Here is a 16,853-nt window from a genome sequence, read left to right as displayed (position 1 = left end):
TCTCGGCTGTCGACGCACGCCCGCGCACAGCCGAGAGGTGCCATCTCGGCGAGCGGGTCGGGAGGAGGAGCGGGGTCAGGGCCAGACGTGGGCGTGCTCGGCGAACTCCGCGGGGTCGCTGTGCACCGGGATGACGCACAGCAGGTGCCCGCCCGGCACGCGCAGCGTCCGGCAGTCCAGCCAGCCGCCGACCTCGACCGCGCCCAGCCCGAGGAGCCGGCCGGTCTCGGCGGCGACGTCGTCCGTCTCCATGTCGAGGTGGTACCGCGCGGGCCCGCCGATCGACTGGACGGCGGCGACGAGCCCGGGGATCGGGTCGTCCAGGTGCGTGAACTGCGCCTCGTCGGGCACCGACCACGCGGCTACGCCGGTGGCGGCGGACCAGAACGCGGCGGCCGCGGCGGCCTCGGCGTGCGGCGCGTCGATGAGCAGGGTCGAGATCCGGCTGCGGTGCACGGGCGTCCTCCTCGATGTCCCGACGGACGGTAGCGCTCCCACCGCCGCGACCACCAGGGCTGACGGCCGCGCCGCGGGTCGAGGGGGCGAGCGCCGCCGGCCGCGGGGTGCCCGGGCACCGCCGCGACCGGCGCCGGCCCTCAGCCCTCCGCGAGCAGCGCGGGGATCTGCCCGATCGCCTCGCGCATCCCCTCGGCCATCCCCATCCCGAGCACCTGCTCGAGCGCCTCCGCGCTGGCGAACCGGGAGGTGATGGTCATCCGGGTCCCGCCGTCGACGGGGGCGAGGTCGACGTGCATCGTCGTGACCGGCAGGGAGTCGTCCGGGTTGCCGTCGGCGTCGGCGAACCCGTCCTCGACCTCGAGCGACCGCGGCTCGTCGGTGGCGAGGACCCGCCACCAGCCGTGCGCCTCGGTGCCGTCCGGGCCGGTCATGTGGTACTTCGACCCGCCGCCCGGGGTCAGGTCGTGGGCGGTGAAGGTGGCCGGCCAGGACGGCGGCCCCCACCACCGGGAGAGCTGGCCCGCGTCGGACCACAGGCGCCACACCCGCTCGGGCGGGGCGTCGAGCTCGGTCACCACGGTGAGCGTGCGGGCATCGGTGTCCTTGATGGTGTCCACGACGGTCATGGCGCGTCCCCTTCTCGCGTGTCGCCGAGGACCTCGGACATGCGGTCGATGCGGCCGCGCCAGAGCTCCTCGTAGTGGTCGAGCAGCCGTGCGGCGGCCCGGATGGTCGCGACGTCGGGGTGGACGACCTGCTCGCGGCCGTGCCGCTGCTTGGTCACGAGGTGCGCCCGCTCGAGCACGGCGACGTGCTTCTGCACGGCGGCGAAGCTCATCTCGTAGGAGCGGGCGAGCGTGCTCACCGACGCCTCCCGGCGCAGCACCCGCGTGACGATGTCGCGGCGGGTGGCGTCGGCCAGCGCGGCGAACACCCGGTCCACCTCGGCGGGGTCCAACTGACGTACAACCATGTGGTTGCACGTTACTCGGGTGTGGCGCGGGTCACAAGGCCCCGGCGTGCGGGGTGGCACGGCAGACTGGCCCGCATGATCGCCGCCGGACTCGTGCTCGCCGCGCTCGCGGCCCTCGTGCACGTCTCCATCTTCGTGCTCGAGTCGCTGACCTGGACGTCCGACCGGACCCGCGCGGTGTTCGGCACCACGCCGGAGGGCGCCGCGGCCACGCGGGAGCTCGCGTACAACCAGGGCTTCTACAACCTCTTCCTCGCGGTGGTCGCCGCGGCCGGGGTCGTCGCGACGGCGACCGGCGCCGAGGCCGTGGGCGCGGCGCTCGTGCTCGCCGGCACCGGGTCGATGCTCGCCGCGGCGCTGGTGCTGCTGCTGTCGTCGCGGGACAAGGCGCGGGCCGCGGTGAAGCAGGGCGCGTTCCCGCTGCTCGCCGTCGTCGCGACGGTGGCCGGTCTGCTCGCCTGACCCCTAGGACGTCACGTCCGCGGTGGTGAACCGCGCCCACGCCAGCGACCCGAACACCGCCACCCACGCCGCCTGCACCGCGAGCCCGGACCCGACGACGCCCCAGTCCACCTGCACCCGGAGGAACTCCGCGAAGTCGAACCAGTGGTGCGTGAGCAGCCCCGGGTGGATCGCGGACAGCTGCGGCAGCGAGTCCAGCACCGTCGACACCACGGCGACCACGACGGTCGCGGCCATGGCGCCGACCGGCACCTCGGTGAGCGTGGAGAAGAACAGCCCGACGGCCACCAGCCCGGTCAGCGACAGCCCGACGTACGCGACGATCCCGGCGACCCGCACGACGCCCTCGCCGACGGGCACGGTGCTGCCGGACAGCAGCACGACGTCCTGCACGCCGAAGAACGCGGCCCCCACCAGGAGCCCGGTGACCGCGACCGCCAGCACCGCGGCGGCGGCGAACGTCAGCGCGGCCAGCGCCTTGACCAGCAGCAGGCGGGTGCGGGGGACCGGGACGACCAGCAGATAGCGCAGCGTGCCCGCGGACGCCTCGCCCGCGACGGCGTCGCCCGACGCGATGCCGATGCACAGCGGCAGCAGGAACGGCAGGCAGAGGAACAGCGCGGCCACGACCAGGAACAGGCCGTTGCCCGTCACCTGCGCGAGGAACGCCGGCCCCTGCCCGGACAGCGCGCTGTCCCGGGTGACCAGGAGCACCGTCCCGATGACGACCGGCACCAGCGCGAGCCCCGCGAGCAGCACGAGGTTGCGCCGCCGGCCGAGCACCAGCCGCAGCTCGGACCGCAGCAGCCGGGCGAACGCGACCGGCGCGGGCGCGGCGACCGGCAGGCCGGCGCCCGGTCCGTCCAGCACCTCAGCGCGCGACATCGAAGCCCTCCCCGGTCAGCTCCACGAACACCTGCTCCAGGCTCGGCCGGTCGACCTCGAGCCCGACGAGGTCGACCCCGGCGTGCACCAGCGCGGCCGACACCTTCTCCGGCGGCGTCGGGCCGAGCGCCGCGGTGAGCCGCGCCGTGCCCGCGCCGCCGGGCAGCGCGCGCCCGTCCCGCGCGACGTCGGCGAGCCCCAGCCCGCGCAGCACCTCGGCGGCCGCGTCGGCCTGGCCCGCGCGCGTCGTCACGGCGAGGCGGGCGGCCTCCCGCTCGGTGAGCGCCGCGCGCTCGCCCTGCAGCAGCAGCCGTCCGCGGCTCATGATCCCGACGTGCGTGCACACCTGCTCGATCTCGGCGAGCAGGTGGGACGACACGAGGACGGTCGCGCCGCCGTCGGCGAGCTCCCGGACGAGGTGCCGCACCTCGCGGGTGCCCTGGGGGTCCAGGCCGTTGGTCGGCTCGTCCAGCACCAGCAGGTCGCGCGGCTGGAGCAGCGCGGCGGCGAGGCCGAGCCGCTGCTTCATGCCGAGCGAGTACTGCCGGTACGGCTTCGTGGCCGCGGCCGACAGCCCCACCCGGTCGAGCGCGGCGTCCGCGCGGCGCCGGCTCGTGCGCGGGTCGGCGGTCGCGTCGCCCGCGTCGAGCCGCGCGAGGTTCGCCCGGCCCGACAGGTACGGGTGGAACGCCGGGCCCTCGACGAGCGCGCCGACCCGGGGCAGCACGCGCGCCGCGGCGTCGGGCATCGGGGAGCCGAGCAGCCAGGCGCGCCCGGCGGTCGGGTGCGCGAGCCCGAGCAGCATCCGGATGGTCGTCGTCTTGCCGGACCCGTTCGGGCCCAGGAAGCCGTAGACCGCGCCGCGCGGCACCGCCAGGTCGAGGCCGTCGACGGCGACCTGCCCGGACCGGAACCGCTTGGTCAGACCCGCGGTCCGGACGGCCAGGTCGCCGTCGGCGTCGTGCGTGCTGGTCATGCCGCGGCGCGCAGCGCGTCCGCCGGCACGGAGCCGACCAGCACCCGGCCGTCGTCCGTGATCAGCACGGACAGCAGCGTCGAGCTCAGCAGCCGGCCCTCGGGGACCTCCGTGGTGAGCTGGTCGTACAGCGCCGTGGTGTCGAGCGACGGCTTGCCGGGCGTGCCGTCGGAGTCGCTGGGCACGAACTGCTGCACCAGGTCCTGCGCCTCCTCGGAGCCCAGCACCCGCTCGGCGCCGGGCACCGTGGCGAGCGAGGCGGCGTCGCCGCCGACCAGGCCCGCGACGTCGACGTCGCTCAGGGTGACGACGGTCGACCAGCCGGAGCCGGTGACCGCGACGCCCTCGGGCAGCGCACCGGCCGGGTCGTCCGGCACGGTGCCGGCCGCGACGTCCGCCGGGACCTCGGGCAGCGGCACGACGACCTCCTCGGTCGTGGCGCCCGCCGGGGCGGAGAAGTCGAGCACCGAGGCGTCCGGGGCGGTGAACGCGACGTCGGTGAACCCGACCTCGAGCGAGGGCGCCTCGCCGTCGGAGGTCGACCACGCCTGCACCCGCAGCGGCTGGGCGGTCTCGGCGTCGACGGCGACGACCACGCGCGACACGAGCGTCGCGTCGTCGGTCGGGCTGACCACGAGCTGGTAGGCGTCGCGCCCGGCGACGGTGGTCGGCCGGTCGACCGTCACGTCCGCGTCCTCCTCGGCGTGCGCGAGCACCTGCGCCGCGGCGTCGGCCGGGGTGGGCAGGTCGGCGCCGGCGGACGGCGCGGCCTCGACCCGCTCGGCCAGCGCCCGGTACCGGGCCACGTCCTCGGGGTCGAGCGTGTAGTGCGTGACGGCGTCGTCGGTCGAGGAGTAGGTCCACGCCTCGGGCCCGTGGTGCACGACCGAGTACTCGGAGGTGGCGCCGAGCAGCGAGACGCGCGACCGCTCCGCGCCGTCGGACCAGACGCGCAGCGTCGACGATCCGCCGAGCAGGTTGAGCGGGTCGGCGCCGGTCATCTCGGCCGGCAGCTCCGGCAGGCCGAGGCGGGCGGTGTAGACGACGGTGCCCTGGACGGGCGTGGGCTCGGCCTCGGCGACGCGGGTCAGGAGCTCGGCCGGCGTCACGTCGGGCGGGCCCGCGGAGTCCGCGGAGGCGAGCGCGGGGACGCCGACCGCCGCGGCGACCGCCACGGCGACGACGCCCGGGACGGCCCAGCGGCCGCGCGCGGAGAGGGTGCGACGGGGTGTCTCGTTGTCGGCCATGCGTCCACTGTGCGCCCCCGAGGCTGAGGCCGCGCTGAGAGCCGGTCGGTCGCCCGGTCCCCGCTCCGGCCCCGCGCGGTGGGATGCTGCCGGGGTGCGGGTGCTGGTGGTGGACGACGAGCGCGGGCTGGTGGACGCCCTGCGCCGCGGGCTGACGGCCGAGGGGTTCGCGGTCGACGTGGCGTACGACGGCGCGGCCGGGCTGGACCTCGCCACCGACCGGGACTACGACGCGATCGTGCTCGACATCATGCTGCCGCGCCGCAACGGCTACGACGTCGTCACCGACCTGCGCGCCGCGGGCGTCACGACCCCGGTGCTGCTGCTCAGCGCCAAGGACGGGGAGCACGACGTCGCCGACGGCCTGGATGTCGGCGCCGACGACTACCTGACCAAGCCGTTCTCGTTCGTGGTGCTGGTCGCGCGGATCCGCGCCCTGCTCCGCCGCCCGCCGCAGCTGCGCCCCGCGGTGCTGACCGCCGGCGAGCTGGTGCTCGACCCCGCCGCGCGCACCGTGACCCGCGCCGGCGCGCCGGTCGACCTGACGGCCCGCGAGCTCGCGCTGCTCGAGTACCTCATGCGGCACGCCGACCGCGTCGTCGGCAAGGTCGAGCTCCGGGACCACGTCTGGGACGGCCCCGGCGAGGACGGCAACGTGGTCGAGGTCTACGTCGGCTACCTGCGCCGCAAGCTCGGCCGCGAGGCGATCGCGACGGTGCGTGGCGCGGGCTACCGGGTCGCGGGGTGACCGACGGGGCGCGCCGGGCGCCGTGGTCGCTGCGCGCCCGGCTCACCGTGCTCACCGCCGGGCTGCTCTGCCTCGCGCTGGTCGTCGGCGCGGTGGTGCTGAGCACGGTGCTGTCCCGCGGCCGCGTCGCGGCCCTCGACGAGGTGGTGCGCGACCGGGCCGCGACGGTGGCGGCGCTCGTGGCCGGCGACCAGGTGCCCGAGGCGCTGCCGGTGGCCGAGCCGGGGGAGATCGCGCAGGTGATCGACGCGGACGGACGCGTCGTGGCGTCCTCGACCACCGCGAGCCGGACGCTGCCGGTGCTGCCGCCCGGCGCGCTGGCCGACCTGCGGGCGCAGGCGGTGCGGTCGGGCTCGCCGGTCGTGGCCGGCACCGACGCGTCGGCCTACGACCCGGCGGCGCGGGTGGCGGTCGCGGTGCCGGGCGGGGCGGCGCCCGACGGCGAGGTGGTCGTGGCGACGGTGCCGGTCGGCGAGGTCGAGGGCCTGCTGCGCGCGCTGCGCCTCGCGCTCGCCGGGGTGGTGCCGGTGGTCACGGCCCTGTTCGCCGCCGCGATCTGGGTGGCGCTCGGGCGGGCGCTGCGGCCGGTCGAGCGGCTGCGCTCCGCGGCGGCGCAGGTGGCGCGGGCGGGCGGCCCCGGCTCGCTCCCGGACCCGGGCACCGACGACGAGATCGGGGCGCTCGCCCGGACGCTGAACGAGATGCTCGACCGCCTGGAGGTGGCCGCGGGCCGGCAGCGGGCGTTCGTGGCGGACGCCGCGCACGAGCTGCGCACGCCGCTCGCCGCGCTCCGGGCGCAGCTCGAGGTCGCGGCGACGCACCCCGCGGCGTACGCGCCGGGGGAGCTCGTCGCCGGGCTCGGGGACCAGGTGCGCCGGATGCAGGCGCTGGTCGACGACCTGCTGCTGCTCGCGCGGCTCGGGTCCCGGCCGGTGCCGGACGCCGAGGTCGACCTCGCCGAGGTCGCGCGGTCGGCGACGGCGCTCGCGGTGGCCGGGACGCCGGGGGACGTGGCGGTCGAGGTGACGGGCGCGGGCCGGGCGCGCGGGGACGCGGCCGCGCTCGGGCGGGTGGTGCGGAACCTGGTGGAGAACGCGGTGGGGCACGCCGCGGTCGCCGTGCGGGTCGAGGTCGCCGAGGGCCGGGTGGCGGTCGTCGACGACGGGCCCGGCGTCCCCGAGGACGACCGGGAGCGGGCGTTCGAGCGGTTCGTGCGGCTCGACGCGGCCCGGGCGCGCCCGGGCGGCGGGTCCGGGCTCGGGCTGGCGATCGCCCGCGAGGTGGCCCGGGAGCACGGCGGCGACGTCGTGCTGGGCGCCCGCGCGGACGGGGCGCCCGGGCTGCGGGTGGAGCTGCGGCTGCCGTGAGGCGGCGGCGCGCCGCCCGGGGCGGCCGGGGCGGTCGGTGCGCCTGGTGCGCCCGCGTCGCCGCGGGGTCAGGAGGGCAGCGACACCACCGCGGGCAGCGCGCCGTCCCGCAGGCCGTCGAGCACGAGGCGCTCGTGCGGCACGACCAGGTCGGGCAGCGCGCCCAGCGGGAACCAGCGCATCTCGACGGCCTTGTCGGGCTCGGCCACGGCCGGCTCGCCCGACCAGCGCCGCACGGCGAAGAACCAGTCGCACCGCTGCTCGACCTGCGGGCCGCCGCGCTCGAACCGGTGCAGCGTCGTCACGGGCTCGAGGTCGACGGGGTCGACGCGGATGCCCGCCTCCTCGGCGGCCTCCCGGACGGCGGCCTCGTGCACGGACTCCCCGGGGTCGACGTGCCCGGCGAGCGTCGCCCACCGCCCGTCCATGTACCCGGTGCCGTGCCGGAGCTGCAGCAGCACCTCGTCCCCGCGGAGCAGCAGCACGTAGGCGGCGGCGACGAGCAGCGAGCGGTGGCCCAGGTGGTCGTCGGCGGCGTAGCGGTCGTCGGGCGCGTAGCGGTCGGTCACGGGGCACGACTCTGCCACGACCCGCCGTGTGAGGTATCTCACAGGCGGGCGCGCGTGACGGCCGGGCAGCGTGCCGGGATGAACCCTCATGTGCAGCACCCGCCCGTCCGTCGCCTGCGCGCCGCCCTCGTCGTCGGCGCCGTCGCCCTCGCCCTGGGCGCCTCCGCCGTGCCCGCGGGCGCCGCGGACGACGACCCCGCCGGGCCGGTCGAGGTGACCGGGTACAGCAGCAGCCAGTGCGCGGCGGGCCGGTTCTGCCTGTGGAGCGGCACGGGGTTCTCCGGCGCGTTCTGGTCCACCGGCGCCACGGGACTGCAGGCGACGACCCTCGGGAGCGCGGGGTCGGTCTGGAACCGCATGGCGCTCGACGTGCGCACCTACTCCGGGTCGGGCGGCACCGGGTCCACGACCTGCTGGAACGCCGGCGCGCAGACGCCGAGCACGTCCGTGGGCAGCCTGTCGGTCCGTACGATGACTGCGACGACATGCTGACGAGCGACCTGAGGACGGCGTGGGGGCAGGGGGCGACGAGGGCGGCGACCGCGCCCTCGCGGAGGACGGCGACGCCGCGGCGTTCGCCGCTGCGTACCGCCTGCTCGCCCCGCAGGTCCGCGGCTGGGCCCGGCGGCAGGTGCCGGACGACCTGGCCGAGGACGTCGTCTCCGAGACCTTCCTGGTGCTGTGGCGCCGGTGGGGCGACGCGCCCGCCGCGGACGACGGCCTGCGGCCCTGGGTGTTCGGGGTCGCGCGGAACAAGGTGCTGCACGTGCGCGAGCAGCACGGCCGCGTCCTGCGCAGCGTCGCCGGCGCCGCGGCGGCCGAGCCCACCCGCGCACCGGTCCCGGACCCGGCCGACCGGCTGGCCGGCGACGACCTGGCGCGGCGGCTGCTCGCCCTGCTCCCGCCGGCCGAGGGCGAGGCGATGTCGCTGACGGTGTGGGGCGGGCTGACGCCGGGCGAGGCGGCCGAGGTGCTCGGCTGCTCGCCCAGCGCGCTCACCTCGCGGCTCTCCCGGGCGCGCGCCCGGCTGGCCGCGGCGCTCGCGGGCGGGGTGGTCGACGGAGGCGGGCCCGGCGGCGGGGTGGTCGACGGAGGCGGGCCCGGCGGCGGGAGGCTCGGCCGCGAGGAGCGGGACGGCGCGGGGCAGGACGGCACGGGGCAGGACGGCACGACCGACGACGGCAGGCCCGGACCGGGCGCCGCGGGACGAGGGGGGAGGGGCCGGTGACCGACGACGACCGCGACGCCGCGCTGCACGCCGCCCGCGCCGAGGCGGACGCCCTGCGCGCCCTGCTCGCGCCGCACGGCGCCGCCGAGCCCGCGCCCGTCGCCCTGCCCGGGGACGAGGCGCTGCTCGCGCGGATCCTCGCGTCCGGCCCGGCGGGCGCCGCGGGCCCGGCCGGCGCCGCCGGGGCCGACGACCCGGCCGGTGCCACGGACGCCGCCGACGCGGCCGACGCGGACCCCACCCACCCCGCCGACCCCGCCGACCCCGCACGGGTCGTCCCCCTGACCCGTGCCGCCCGACGCACCTGGACCCCCCGCCGCCGCTGGCTGGCCGCGGCGGCGGGCGTCGCCGCGGCCGCGGTGGGCGGCACCGTCCTCGCCCTGCTGCCCCTGCACGACCCGCCCGCCGCGGTCGCGAGCGGCTCGCCACCGCTGCTCGCGCTGCCCGTCGCGGCCGAGGACCTCGCCGCGGGCGAGGGCGCGCCGGCGCGGGAGACGCTGCTCGAGCTCGCCGCCACCGCCGCCGACCAGGTCGACCCCGAGCCCGCGGGCGACGTGCAGCACGTGCGCTCGCAGGCCTGGTACCTCAGCACCGTCGTGGGCGCGGACGGTTCCACCTCCACCGTCGACCCCGTCGTCCGGGAGACCTGGCTGGAGCCGGACGGCGCGCTCACCGCGCTGGAGTGGCGCGGCGCGCACCTCGGGGAGGACGGCCGGCTCGCGGCGGTCGACACGGCCCCGGCCGACGCGGCGGTCGACCGGCTGCCCGCCGGGACGCTCGACCCCGACCGGTTCACCGACCTGTCCGCGGACCCGGCGACGCTGCGCGCCGGGCTGCTCGAGCTGGCGGGCGGCGCGGCGGTCGGCTGCGGCCCGGACACCCCGGACGCCGCCTGGTGCCTCTACCGCGCGGTGACGGCCACCACGGACGGGTACGTGCTGCCGTCGGCGTTCGAGGCGGCGCTGTGGACCGTCCTCGCGGACGAGCCCGGACTCACCCTGGCGGGCGAGGTCACGGACCGCACCGGGCGGCGGGCGGTGGCGCTCGCGGTGCCCCCGCAGGCGGACGCACCGGTCGACGCGGTGCAGGTGCTGCTCGTCGACGCGTCCACCGGCCGGCTGTCCGGCCACGAGGAGGTCACGCTGCGCTCGGAGGCCGCCGGCATCGACGAGCCCACCGTCACCCAGTTCCGCTACGAGGTGGCCGCCGACCACGTCGCCGAGCCGGGCGGCGGCCGCGCCGGGCCGGACGGGTCGGCCGGCGCCGCCCCGTCAGGCCTGCAGCTCGACGAGGACGGCGGGGACCTCGTCCGCGAGCTCGCGCGCCAGGTAGCCCAGCGGGCCGACGCGGGCCGCCAGGCGGTCCCCGGCGGCACCGTGCACGGCGGTGCCCCAGCTCGCGGCCTGCTCGGCGGGGGCGCCGCCGGCGAGGAGCCCGGCGATCGCCCCGGCCAGCACGTCACCGCTGCCTGACGTCCCGAGCCCGGCGTAGCCGGTCGCCGACGCCCACGTCCGGCCGTCGGGGTGCGCGATCGTGCCCGCGCAGGAGACGACGGCGCCCCACCGCCCGGCGACCCGCGCCGCCGCGTCGTCGGGGTCGGCCTCGTCGACGTCGAGCAGCCGGGCCGCCTCCGCGAGGTTCGGCGTGAGCACGGTGCGCGCGGGCAGCGTCACCTCGTCGCGCAGCCCCGGCAGCACCCCGAGCGCGAAGGCGTCGAGCAGCACCGCGGCGTCGCGGCCCTCGAGCGCGCCGAGCACGGAGCGGACCAGCGCGGCGGTGCCCTCGGGCTCGTCCAGGCCGGGGCCGACCACGACGGCGTCCGCGCGCTCGAGCTCGGCGGCCAGGTGCGGGGGCGTCTCGCCGGTGGGGGAGCCGTCCTCGTCCTCGGTCAGGGCGAGCACGCCCGCCTCCGGGGTGGCGACCGCGAGCGGGGCGGCGACGGACTCCGCCACGGCGAGCGTGAGCCGGCCGGCGCCGATCCGCAGCGCGGTCAGCCCGGCGAGCGCCGCGGCCCCGGGCGTGCGGCGCGCGCCGCCGACGACGAGCACGCCGCCCCGGGAGTCCTTGGTGCCGTCGCGCGCGGGCAGCGGCCAGTCGCGCAGCAGGGCGGGGGTCAGCGGGGCCGGGTCAGTCATCGCCCTGCCCCGGGTGCTCGGTGACGTCCGCGCCGGCCAGGTGCGCGACGTCGTCGACGACCTCGGCGCGCCAGCCGCCGGGCCCGCCGACCAGGACGGTGACGGAGGCGTTCCGCACGCTGTGCTCGGCGACCTGCGCCATGAGCTGGTCCTCGGTCATGCCCTCGCACACGTAGCGCAGCAGCCAGATGACCGCGTCGTGGCAGACGACCAGCACCCGGCGGCCGTCCTCGTGGCGCTCGATGTCGCCGACCACGGACCGCAGCCGGAGCGCGACGTCGGCCCAGGACTCCCCGCCCGGCGGCCGGAAGTACATCTTGCCGAGCCGGTCGCGCCGCGCGGCCTCGTCCGGGAACCGCGCGTCCACGCCGTGGCTCGTCAGGCCGTCGAGGATGCCCAGCTCGCGGTCGCGCAGCCGCTCGTCGACCACGGTGCGGAGCGGCAGGCCGGCCTTCTCGAGCGCGAGCTCCGCCGTGCGGCGGGCGCGGACGTACGGGGAGCACCACACGACCTCGGGCGCCTCGTCCGGCGGCAGGGTCGCGAGGTGGGCGCCGAGGGCGCGGGCCTGCTCCTCGCCGGTGGCGGACAGGGGGGTGTCGGCGTCCCGCCAGGGCACGCCGACGGTCTGCTCCCCGGAGCGCTCGGCGCTGGTCGCGGCGACGTTGCCCTCGCTCTCCCCGTGGCGGACGAGCACGAGTCTGCTGGTCATGCCCCCACGGTGGCAGGGCCCGCCGGGGCCCGCATCCGCGGCGTCGCCGGGGCGTCGCGCCGTCCTGCGACGGCTCGCCGTGACTGCTGTCACGGCGTGTGATCGAGGTCACACGCCGACGGTGTGACGGATCGTCATCACCTGCGGAGTACAGGGGTGACGCGCGCGGGCGGTGCGGAGGGCACCTCCCGGGCGCGCGGCGGACCGGCGTCCGAGCCCGCAGGGGGCGGCTCGGGCACCGGACCGCCGCACCAGGTCGGCCCCCGGGAGCGGTGCGCTCCCGGGGGCCGCGGTGCGTCTCCGGCCCGCGCGGCGGTGCGTCCGCGCGGCGGTGGGCCCGCGCGGCGGTGCCGGCGCGCGTTGCGTCAGGAAGCGGGCGGACCCAGCGGCGCCGCGGCGAGCGCCCGGGCGACCCCGACGAGGTTCTGCGCCATCGCGCGCCCGGTCGAGCGGCTCCACTCGTGCCCCTCGTCGGTGCTGGAGTACTCGGGCCCCGGGCCCGGGCCGCGGTTCCAGTACGTCCACGCCTGGGGGGGGATCGTGAACCCGATGTCGACGAGCCCGCCCGCGATCTCCGAGATCACGTGGTGGGCGCCGTCCTCGTTGCCGGTGACGACGACGCCGGCGACCCGGTTGTAGGCGACGGGGCGCCCGTCGTCGTCGGTCTCCGAGATCATCGCGTCCATCCGCTCCAGCATCCGCTGGGCGATCGACGACGGGTGCCCGACCCAGGTCGGCGTGGCGACGACGAGGATCTCGGCGTCGAGCACCGCGCGGCGGACCGCCGGCCACTCGTCGGTGCCGCCGAGGTCGGACTCGACCCCCGGCGGGATGTCGTGGTCGGCCAGGCGGATCGTGGTGACCTCGACGCCGTGGCCCTCCAGGGCCTCGACGACGACCCCGGCGAGCGCGTCCGTGTTCGACGGCTGCGGCGACGGCTTCAGCGTGCAGTTCAGGACGACGGCTCTCATGGACCCACGGTCCCGCACCCACCCCGGTCCGGCGACCGGGGCGGCCTCAGGCGACCGGGGTGTCCCGGCGCCGCGGCGGCGTGGGGCGTGCGGGCCGGCGCACCGCGGGACGCGGCTCCGGGCCGGGCTCGTACCCGACGCCCTCCGTGCCGTCCGCGGGGCTCGTCGGGTCGTCGGTCTCGAGGTCGGGGTCGGCGTCGGGCGCCTCGCCGCCGCCGGGTGCCGCGCCCGTGCCGCGGGCCGCCGTCTCCGCGAGCTGCGGCATCATCGCCTCGAGCCGCGGCCGCCAGCCGGCGAACCGGTCGGGGAAGCACCGGCGCAGCAGGTCGAGCATCGCGGACGCCGCGGTGGAGGCGCCCGGCGAGGCGCCGAGCAGGCCCGCGATGGACCCGTCGGCGGAGGTGATGAGCTCGGTGCCGAACTCCAGCACACCGCCGCCCTTGCCGCGCTTGATGACCTGCACGCGCTGGCCGGCGGTGATCATCTCCCAGTCGCGGTCGCGGGCGGCGGGCATGAACCCGCGCAGCGTGCGCAGCCGGGCGTCGCGCGTCGCGAGCACCTCGGACACCAGGTACTTGAGCAGGTCGAGGTTGTGCAGCGCGACCGCGAGCAGCGGCACGAGGTTGCCCGGCCGCACGGTCCGGATCAGGTCGGTCCACGAGCCGGCCTTGAGGAACTTCATGCTCCAGCCGGCGTACGGGCCGAACATCAGGGCCGGCTGCCCGGCCACCACCCGCGTGTCGAGGTGCGGCACGGACATGGGCGGGGAGCCGACGGCGGCCTTGCCGTAGACCTTGCCGCGGTGCTGCTCGACCAGCGCGGGGTCGGTGGTGCGCAGGAACTGGCCGCTGATCGGGAAGCCGCCGTAGCCCTTGATCTCGTCGATGCCCGAGGCCTGCAGCAGCCGCAGCGCGCCGCCGCCCGCGCCGATGAACACGAACCGCGCGTCCAGCGTCGTGCGCCTCGGGCTCGCGTTCCACGCCCGGTCGACCAGCTGCAGCCGCCAGCCGCCGCCGCGCCGCCGGCGGATCCGGCGGACCTCGTGCTGCAGGCGGACCGTCGTCCCGCGGGCGACGAGGTCGTCGACCATGAGCCGGGTCAGGGTGCCGAAGTCCACGTCGAGGCCGTCGGTCGCGCGGGTCGCGGCGACGGGCTCGTCCGGCGCGCGGTCGGCCATGACCAGCGGCGCCCAGGACGCGATGGTCTCCGGGTCCTCGGAGTACTCGAGGTGCGCGAACCGCGGGTGGGCCGACAGGGCGGCGTACCGGCGGCGCAGGTAGTCGACGTCGTCGGCGCCGCGCACGAAGGTCAGGTGCGGGACCGGGGACCGGAACCCGTCGTGCGGCAGCCGGCCCTCGTCGACGAGGTGGTCCCAGAGCTGGCAGGACAGCGCGAACTGCTTGTTGATCGTGACGGCCTTGCCGATCTCGATCGTGCCGTCGGCGCGCTCGGGCGTGTAGTTCAGCTCGCAGAGCGCGGCGTGGCCGGTGCCGGCGTTGTTCCAGGCGTCGGTGCTCTCCAGCGCGATCCCGTCCAGGCGCTCGACGATCTCGATGCGCCACGAGGGCTCGAGCTCCGAGAGCAGCGTGGCGAGCGTGGCGGACATGATCCCGCCACCGACCAGGACGACATCGACCGGCTCGACAGTTGAGGGCACGACTCGATGGTAACCAGCGCGGGCGGCTGGTCGTGCACCACGGTCGCCCAGCGGGCGCCAGGGACGATCGTCCCTGAGTGGTGGGACGGCACCGGTCGCGCCGCGCGAGGGCCGCCGTTCGGCGTGCGGGCCCGGCGCCCTGGTGCCAGCGTGGGCCCATGAGCACCGACGACACCACGCAGAACGGCTACGACCCCGCCGAGGACCCGGACTCCGACCCGGACATGCTGAACCCGCGCACGGGCGAGCAGGCCGACGGCGGCGACGCGCGGTCCGACGCCGACACCGACGCCGAGGCCGCGAACCTCAACCCCCGGGACGACGCGGACGGCGGCGGCGCCGACGCCCCGTGAGGGAGCTCGACCGCACGCTGCTCGACTCGTACCTCGGCGACCACCTCGCCGGGGCGACGGGCGGCAGCGCGCGGTTCGGCCGGATGGCCGACGCCTACGCCGACACCCCGCTCGGCCCCGCGCTCGCGCGCATCGCGCGGGAGGTCACGGACGAGCGCGAGTGGCTGCGGGACACCGCGTACCGGCTCGGCGTGCGGCCCTCGGTGGTCAAGCGGCTGGGCCTCGCGGTCGTCGAGCGGGCCGGCCGGCTCAAGCCCAACGGCCGGCTCGCCGACCAGTCGCCCCTGACCGCCGTGCTGGAGATGGACCTGATGCGCGGCGCGGTCATCGCCAAGCGGGGCCTGTGGGAGACGCTGCACATCTGGGCGGACGACCTGGGCCTGGACGCCGGGCACCTGCAGCGGCTGCTGGACCAGGCGGACGAGCAGATCGCGACGCTGACCCGGCTGGGCCAGGTCGCGCGGGAGCAGGCGTTCGCCGCGGACGGCGAGCCCGGTCGGCCGGAGGAGGCGCGATGAGGGTCGTCGTCGTGGGCGGGAGCGGCAACGTCGGCACGGCGGTGCTGCGGCGCCTCCGGGACGACCCCACCGTGACCGCGCTCGCGGGCGTCGCCCGCCGTGCGCCCCGGCGCACGCCCCCGGCGCCGTACGACACCGCCGACTGGCACGCGGTCGACATCGGCGAGCGCGGGCCGGACGGGCCGGTCGTCGAGCGGCTGCGCCGGGTGTTCGCCGGCGCGGACGCCGTGGTGAACCTCGCCTGGCTGATCCAGCCGAGCCACGACCGCGACCAGCTCCGGCGGGTCAACGTCGACGGCATGCGGCGGGTGCTGGACGCGGTCGTCGCGGCGCACGTCCCGCACCTGGTCGTCGCGTCGTCGATCGGCGCGTACAGCCCGTCGTACTCCGACGACCCGCGGGACGAGGAGTGGGACACCGGCGGCGTCCGGACCTCCGACTACAGCGTCGACAAGGTCGCGGTCGAGCGGCTGCTGGACGAGGCGGAGCTCCGGCACCCCGCGCTGACGATCGCGCGGCTGCGCCCGGCGCTGGTGTTCCAGCACGCCGCGGGCCACGAGATCAAGCGGTACTTCCTCGGCCCGTTCGTCCCGTCGGGCGTGCTCGACGGCCGGCTGCCGGTGCTGCCGTGGCCGGCCGGGTTCCGGGTGCAGGCGGTGCACGCCGACGACCTCGCCGACGCGTTCCGCGAGGCGGTCGTCCGGCAGGCGCGCGGGCCGTTCAACATCGCGGGCCCCGGCGTCGTCCGGGCCGCCGACGTGGCGGACGTCGTGTCGCGGGGCCGCTGGCGCGAGGTGCCGCACGCCCCGGTGCGCACGGCGCTGTCCCTCGCGTGGCACGCGCGGCTCGCGCCGATCGGCCCCGGCTGGTTCGACATGGGCGCCTCGGCACCGATCATGGACACCGGGCGGGCCGAGCGGCAGCTGGGGTTCCGGCCGCGGTACACCGGCGTGCAGGCGATGCGGCAGCTGGTCGCCGGGATCGTGCGCGGCGCGGGCACGGCGAGCCCGCCGATGCGGCCGCGCTGACCGCGGACGGGGTCGGGGCCGGGCATGCTGGGGTCATGTCCGACGCCCCGGCCCCGCGGCTCGTCCTCGGCGACCCCGCCGCCCCCGTCACGATCACCGAGTACGGGGACCTGGAGTGCCCGTACTGCCGGTCCGCCGCACCGGTGCTCCGCACGCTCGTCGAGGAGTCCGGCGGCGGGGTGCGACTCGTCTGGCGGCACTTCCCGCTGTTCCAGGTGCACCCGCACGCGCTGATCGCGGCGCTCGCGGCCGAGGCCGCCGCCGAGCGGGGGCTGTTCTGGGAGATGCAGGCGCTGCTGTTCGCCCAGCAGGACCGGCTGGCGGAGCCCGACCTGCGGGCCGCCGGCGCGCGGCTCGGGCTCGACCCCGCGACGGTCGCCGGGCCGGGGGCCCAGCGGTTCGCCGACCTGGTCGAGGCCGACTACGTCCAGGGGCTCGGGCTCGGGATCCGCGGGACGCCGACGCTGCTGGTGCAGGGCGAGCGGTACCGCGGCCCGGTCGAGCTGCCGGCGCTGCGGGCGGCGGTCGCCGAGGCGCTGCCCGCGCGCTGAGGCGCGGTCCTCCGCGG

20 protein-coding genes and 1 pseudogene are annotated in these 16,853 nt (G+C 77.7%); 10 read left to right on the top strand and 11 right to left on the bottom strand.

What is annotated here, in order from left to right; all coding sequences use genetic code 11:
• Positions 1–75: 75 nt before the first annotated feature.
• From Cpa01nite_RS02875 to Cpa01nite_RS02865, 3 genes are all read right to left on the bottom strand, one after another.
• Complete coding sequence (locus Cpa01nite_RS02875) at positions 76–456, bottom strand: VOC family protein (protein ID WP_203667241.1); 381 nt, start codon at positions 454–456, stop codon at positions 76–78.
• 140 nt (positions 457–596) lie between these two features.
• Complete coding sequence (locus Cpa01nite_RS02870) at positions 597–1,085, bottom strand: SRPBCC family protein (RefSeq protein WP_203667240.1); 489 nt, start codon at positions 1,083–1,085, stop codon at positions 597–599.
• Positions 1,082–1,432: an ArsR/SmtB family transcription factor gene (locus Cpa01nite_RS02865; protein WP_203667239.1), complete on the bottom strand. Its 351-nt coding sequence runs from the start codon at positions 1,430–1,432 to the stop codon at positions 1,082–1,084. Before Cpa01nite_RS02865 ends, Cpa01nite_RS02870 begins: the two co-directional genes overlap by 4 nt.
• Positions 1,433–1,507: 75 nt before the next feature.
• Between Cpa01nite_RS02865 and Cpa01nite_RS02860 the strand changes: the two genes are divergently transcribed.
• Positions 1,508–1,894, top strand: a complete 387-nt coding sequence (locus tag Cpa01nite_RS02860) for a DUF1304 domain-containing protein (protein WP_203667237.1) — start codon at positions 1,508–1,510, stop codon at positions 1,892–1,894.
• Positions 1,895–1,897: 3 nt separating this feature from the next.
• On the opposite strand, the gene Cpa01nite_RS02855 is transcribed toward Cpa01nite_RS02860, so the two are convergent.
• From Cpa01nite_RS02855 to Cpa01nite_RS02845, 3 genes are read right to left on the bottom strand one after another with little or no spacing between them, the layout of a single operon-like run.
• A complete protein-coding gene (locus Cpa01nite_RS02855; protein ID WP_203667236.1) occupies positions 1,898–2,779 on the bottom strand; it encodes a DUF2705 family protein in 882 nt (293 codons plus the stop codon).
• The gene (locus Cpa01nite_RS02850) at positions 2,766–3,755 is read right to left on the bottom strand and encodes an ABC transporter ATP-binding protein (RefSeq protein ID WP_203667234.1); all 990 of its coding nucleotides are present in this window, start codon (positions 3,753–3,755) and stop codon (positions 2,766–2,768) included. The genes Cpa01nite_RS02855 and Cpa01nite_RS02850 overlap by 14 nt, the downstream gene beginning before the upstream one ends.
• Positions 3,752–5,002: a hypothetical protein gene (locus Cpa01nite_RS02845; protein ID WP_203667233.1), complete on the bottom strand. Its 1,251-nt coding sequence runs from the start codon at positions 5,000–5,002 to the stop codon at positions 3,752–3,754. The genes Cpa01nite_RS02850 and Cpa01nite_RS02845 overlap by 4 nt, the downstream gene beginning before the upstream one ends.
• 94 nt (positions 5,003–5,096) lie before the next feature.
• Here Cpa01nite_RS02845 and Cpa01nite_RS02840 point away from each other — a divergent pair, with 94 nt between their 5' ends.
• Together Cpa01nite_RS02840 and Cpa01nite_RS02835 are read left to right on the top strand one after the other, a co-directional pair.
• Positions 5,097–5,750 carry a response regulator transcription factor gene (locus tag Cpa01nite_RS02840; RefSeq protein WP_203667232.1) on the top strand — a complete coding sequence of 218 codons (654 nt, stop codon included), beginning with the start codon at positions 5,097–5,099 and terminating at the stop codon, positions 5,748–5,750.
• Positions 5,747–7,117 carry an ATP-binding protein gene (locus Cpa01nite_RS02835; RefSeq protein WP_203667231.1) on the top strand — a complete coding sequence of 457 codons (1,371 nt, stop codon included), beginning with the start codon at positions 5,747–5,749 and terminating at the stop codon, positions 7,115–7,117. The genes Cpa01nite_RS02840 and Cpa01nite_RS02835 overlap by 4 nt, the downstream gene beginning before the upstream one ends.
• Positions 7,118–7,185: 68 nt before the next feature.
• Here the strand turns inward: Cpa01nite_RS02835 and Cpa01nite_RS02830 are convergent, their stop codons facing one another.
• A complete protein-coding gene (locus tag Cpa01nite_RS02830) occupies positions 7,186–7,686 on the bottom strand; it encodes an NUDIX domain-containing protein (RefSeq protein WP_239068475.1) in 501 nt (166 codons plus the stop codon).
• A 78-nt stretch (positions 7,687–7,764) separates the two neighbouring features.
• On the opposite strand from Cpa01nite_RS02830, the gene Cpa01nite_RS02825 reads away from it, so the two are divergent.
• The 3 genes and pseudogenes from Cpa01nite_RS02825 to Cpa01nite_RS18465 all read left to right on the top strand — a co-directional run.
• Positions 7,765–8,178 (top strand): peptidase inhibitor family I36 protein, encoded by a 414-nt coding sequence (locus tag Cpa01nite_RS02825; protein ID WP_203667229.1) that lies wholly within the window; start codon positions 7,765–7,767, stop codon positions 8,176–8,178.
• 19 nt (positions 8,179–8,197) lie between these two features.
• Positions 8,198–8,914, top strand: coding sequence for an RNA polymerase sigma factor (locus tag Cpa01nite_RS18805; RefSeq protein WP_203667228.1), 717 nt, complete (start codon positions 8,198–8,200; stop codon positions 8,912–8,914).
• A pseudogene (locus Cpa01nite_RS18465) lies at positions 8,911–10,029 on the top strand (hypothetical protein); the annotation flags it as partial. The gene Cpa01nite_RS18805 and the pseudogene Cpa01nite_RS18465, both read left to right, overlap by 4 nt.
• Positions 10,030–10,185: 156 nt before the next feature.
• Here the strand turns inward: Cpa01nite_RS18465 and Cpa01nite_RS02815 are convergent.
• From Cpa01nite_RS02815 to mqo, 4 genes are all read right to left on the bottom strand, one after another.
• Positions 10,186–11,049: an NAD(P)H-hydrate dehydratase gene (locus tag Cpa01nite_RS02815; RefSeq protein WP_203667227.1), complete on the bottom strand. Its 864-nt coding sequence runs from the start codon at positions 11,047–11,049 to the stop codon at positions 10,186–10,188.
• Complete coding sequence (locus tag Cpa01nite_RS02810; protein WP_203667221.1) at positions 11,042–11,758, bottom strand: histidine phosphatase family protein; 717 nt, start codon at positions 11,756–11,758, stop codon at positions 11,042–11,044. The genes Cpa01nite_RS02815 and Cpa01nite_RS02810 overlap by 8 nt, the downstream gene beginning before the upstream one ends.
• Positions 11,759–12,123: 365 nt before the next feature.
• On the bottom strand, positions 12,124–12,729 hold the full coding sequence (locus tag Cpa01nite_RS02805) for a flavodoxin family protein (protein ID WP_203667220.1): 606 nt from the start codon (positions 12,727–12,729) through the stop codon (positions 12,124–12,126).
• 46 nt (positions 12,730–12,775) lie between these two features.
• On the bottom strand, positions 12,776–14,386 hold the full coding sequence (gene mqo / locus Cpa01nite_RS02800; RefSeq protein ID WP_275406190.1) for a malate dehydrogenase (quinone): 1,611 nt from the start codon (positions 14,384–14,386) through the stop codon (positions 12,776–12,778).
• A 158-nt stretch (positions 14,387–14,544) separates the two neighbouring features.
• On the opposite strand from mqo, the gene Cpa01nite_RS02795 reads away from it, so the two are divergent.
• The 4 genes from Cpa01nite_RS02795 to Cpa01nite_RS02780 are packed head-to-tail and all read left to right on the top strand — an operon-like array spanning position 14,545 to position 16,836.
• Entirely contained in the window at positions 14,545–14,739 is a 195-nt protein-coding gene (locus tag Cpa01nite_RS02795) for a hypothetical protein (protein ID WP_203667219.1), read from the top strand.
• The gene (locus tag Cpa01nite_RS02790) at positions 14,736–15,257 is read left to right on the top strand and encodes a hypothetical protein (protein ID WP_203667218.1); all 522 of its coding nucleotides are present in this window, start codon (positions 14,736–14,738) and stop codon (positions 15,255–15,257) included. The genes Cpa01nite_RS02795 and Cpa01nite_RS02790 overlap by 4 nt, the downstream gene beginning before the upstream one ends.
• A complete protein-coding gene (locus Cpa01nite_RS02785) occupies positions 15,254–16,285 on the top strand; it encodes an NAD-dependent epimerase/dehydratase family protein (RefSeq protein WP_203667217.1) in 1,032 nt (343 codons plus the stop codon). The genes Cpa01nite_RS02790 and Cpa01nite_RS02785 overlap by 4 nt, the downstream gene beginning before the upstream one ends.
• Before the next feature lie 35 nt (positions 16,286–16,320).
• Entirely contained in the window at positions 16,321–16,836 is a 516-nt protein-coding gene (locus Cpa01nite_RS02780) for a DsbA family protein (protein ID WP_203667216.1), read from the top strand.
• Positions 16,837–16,853: the final 17 nt, after the last annotated feature.

Origin of the sequence: Cellulomonas pakistanensis (assembly GCF_016862755.1) — a bacterium.
GTDB lineage: Bacteria > Actinomycetota > Actinomycetes > Actinomycetales > Cellulomonadaceae > Cellulomonas > Cellulomonas pakistanensis.
This window is presented reverse-complemented; position numbering and strand designations above follow the sequence as displayed.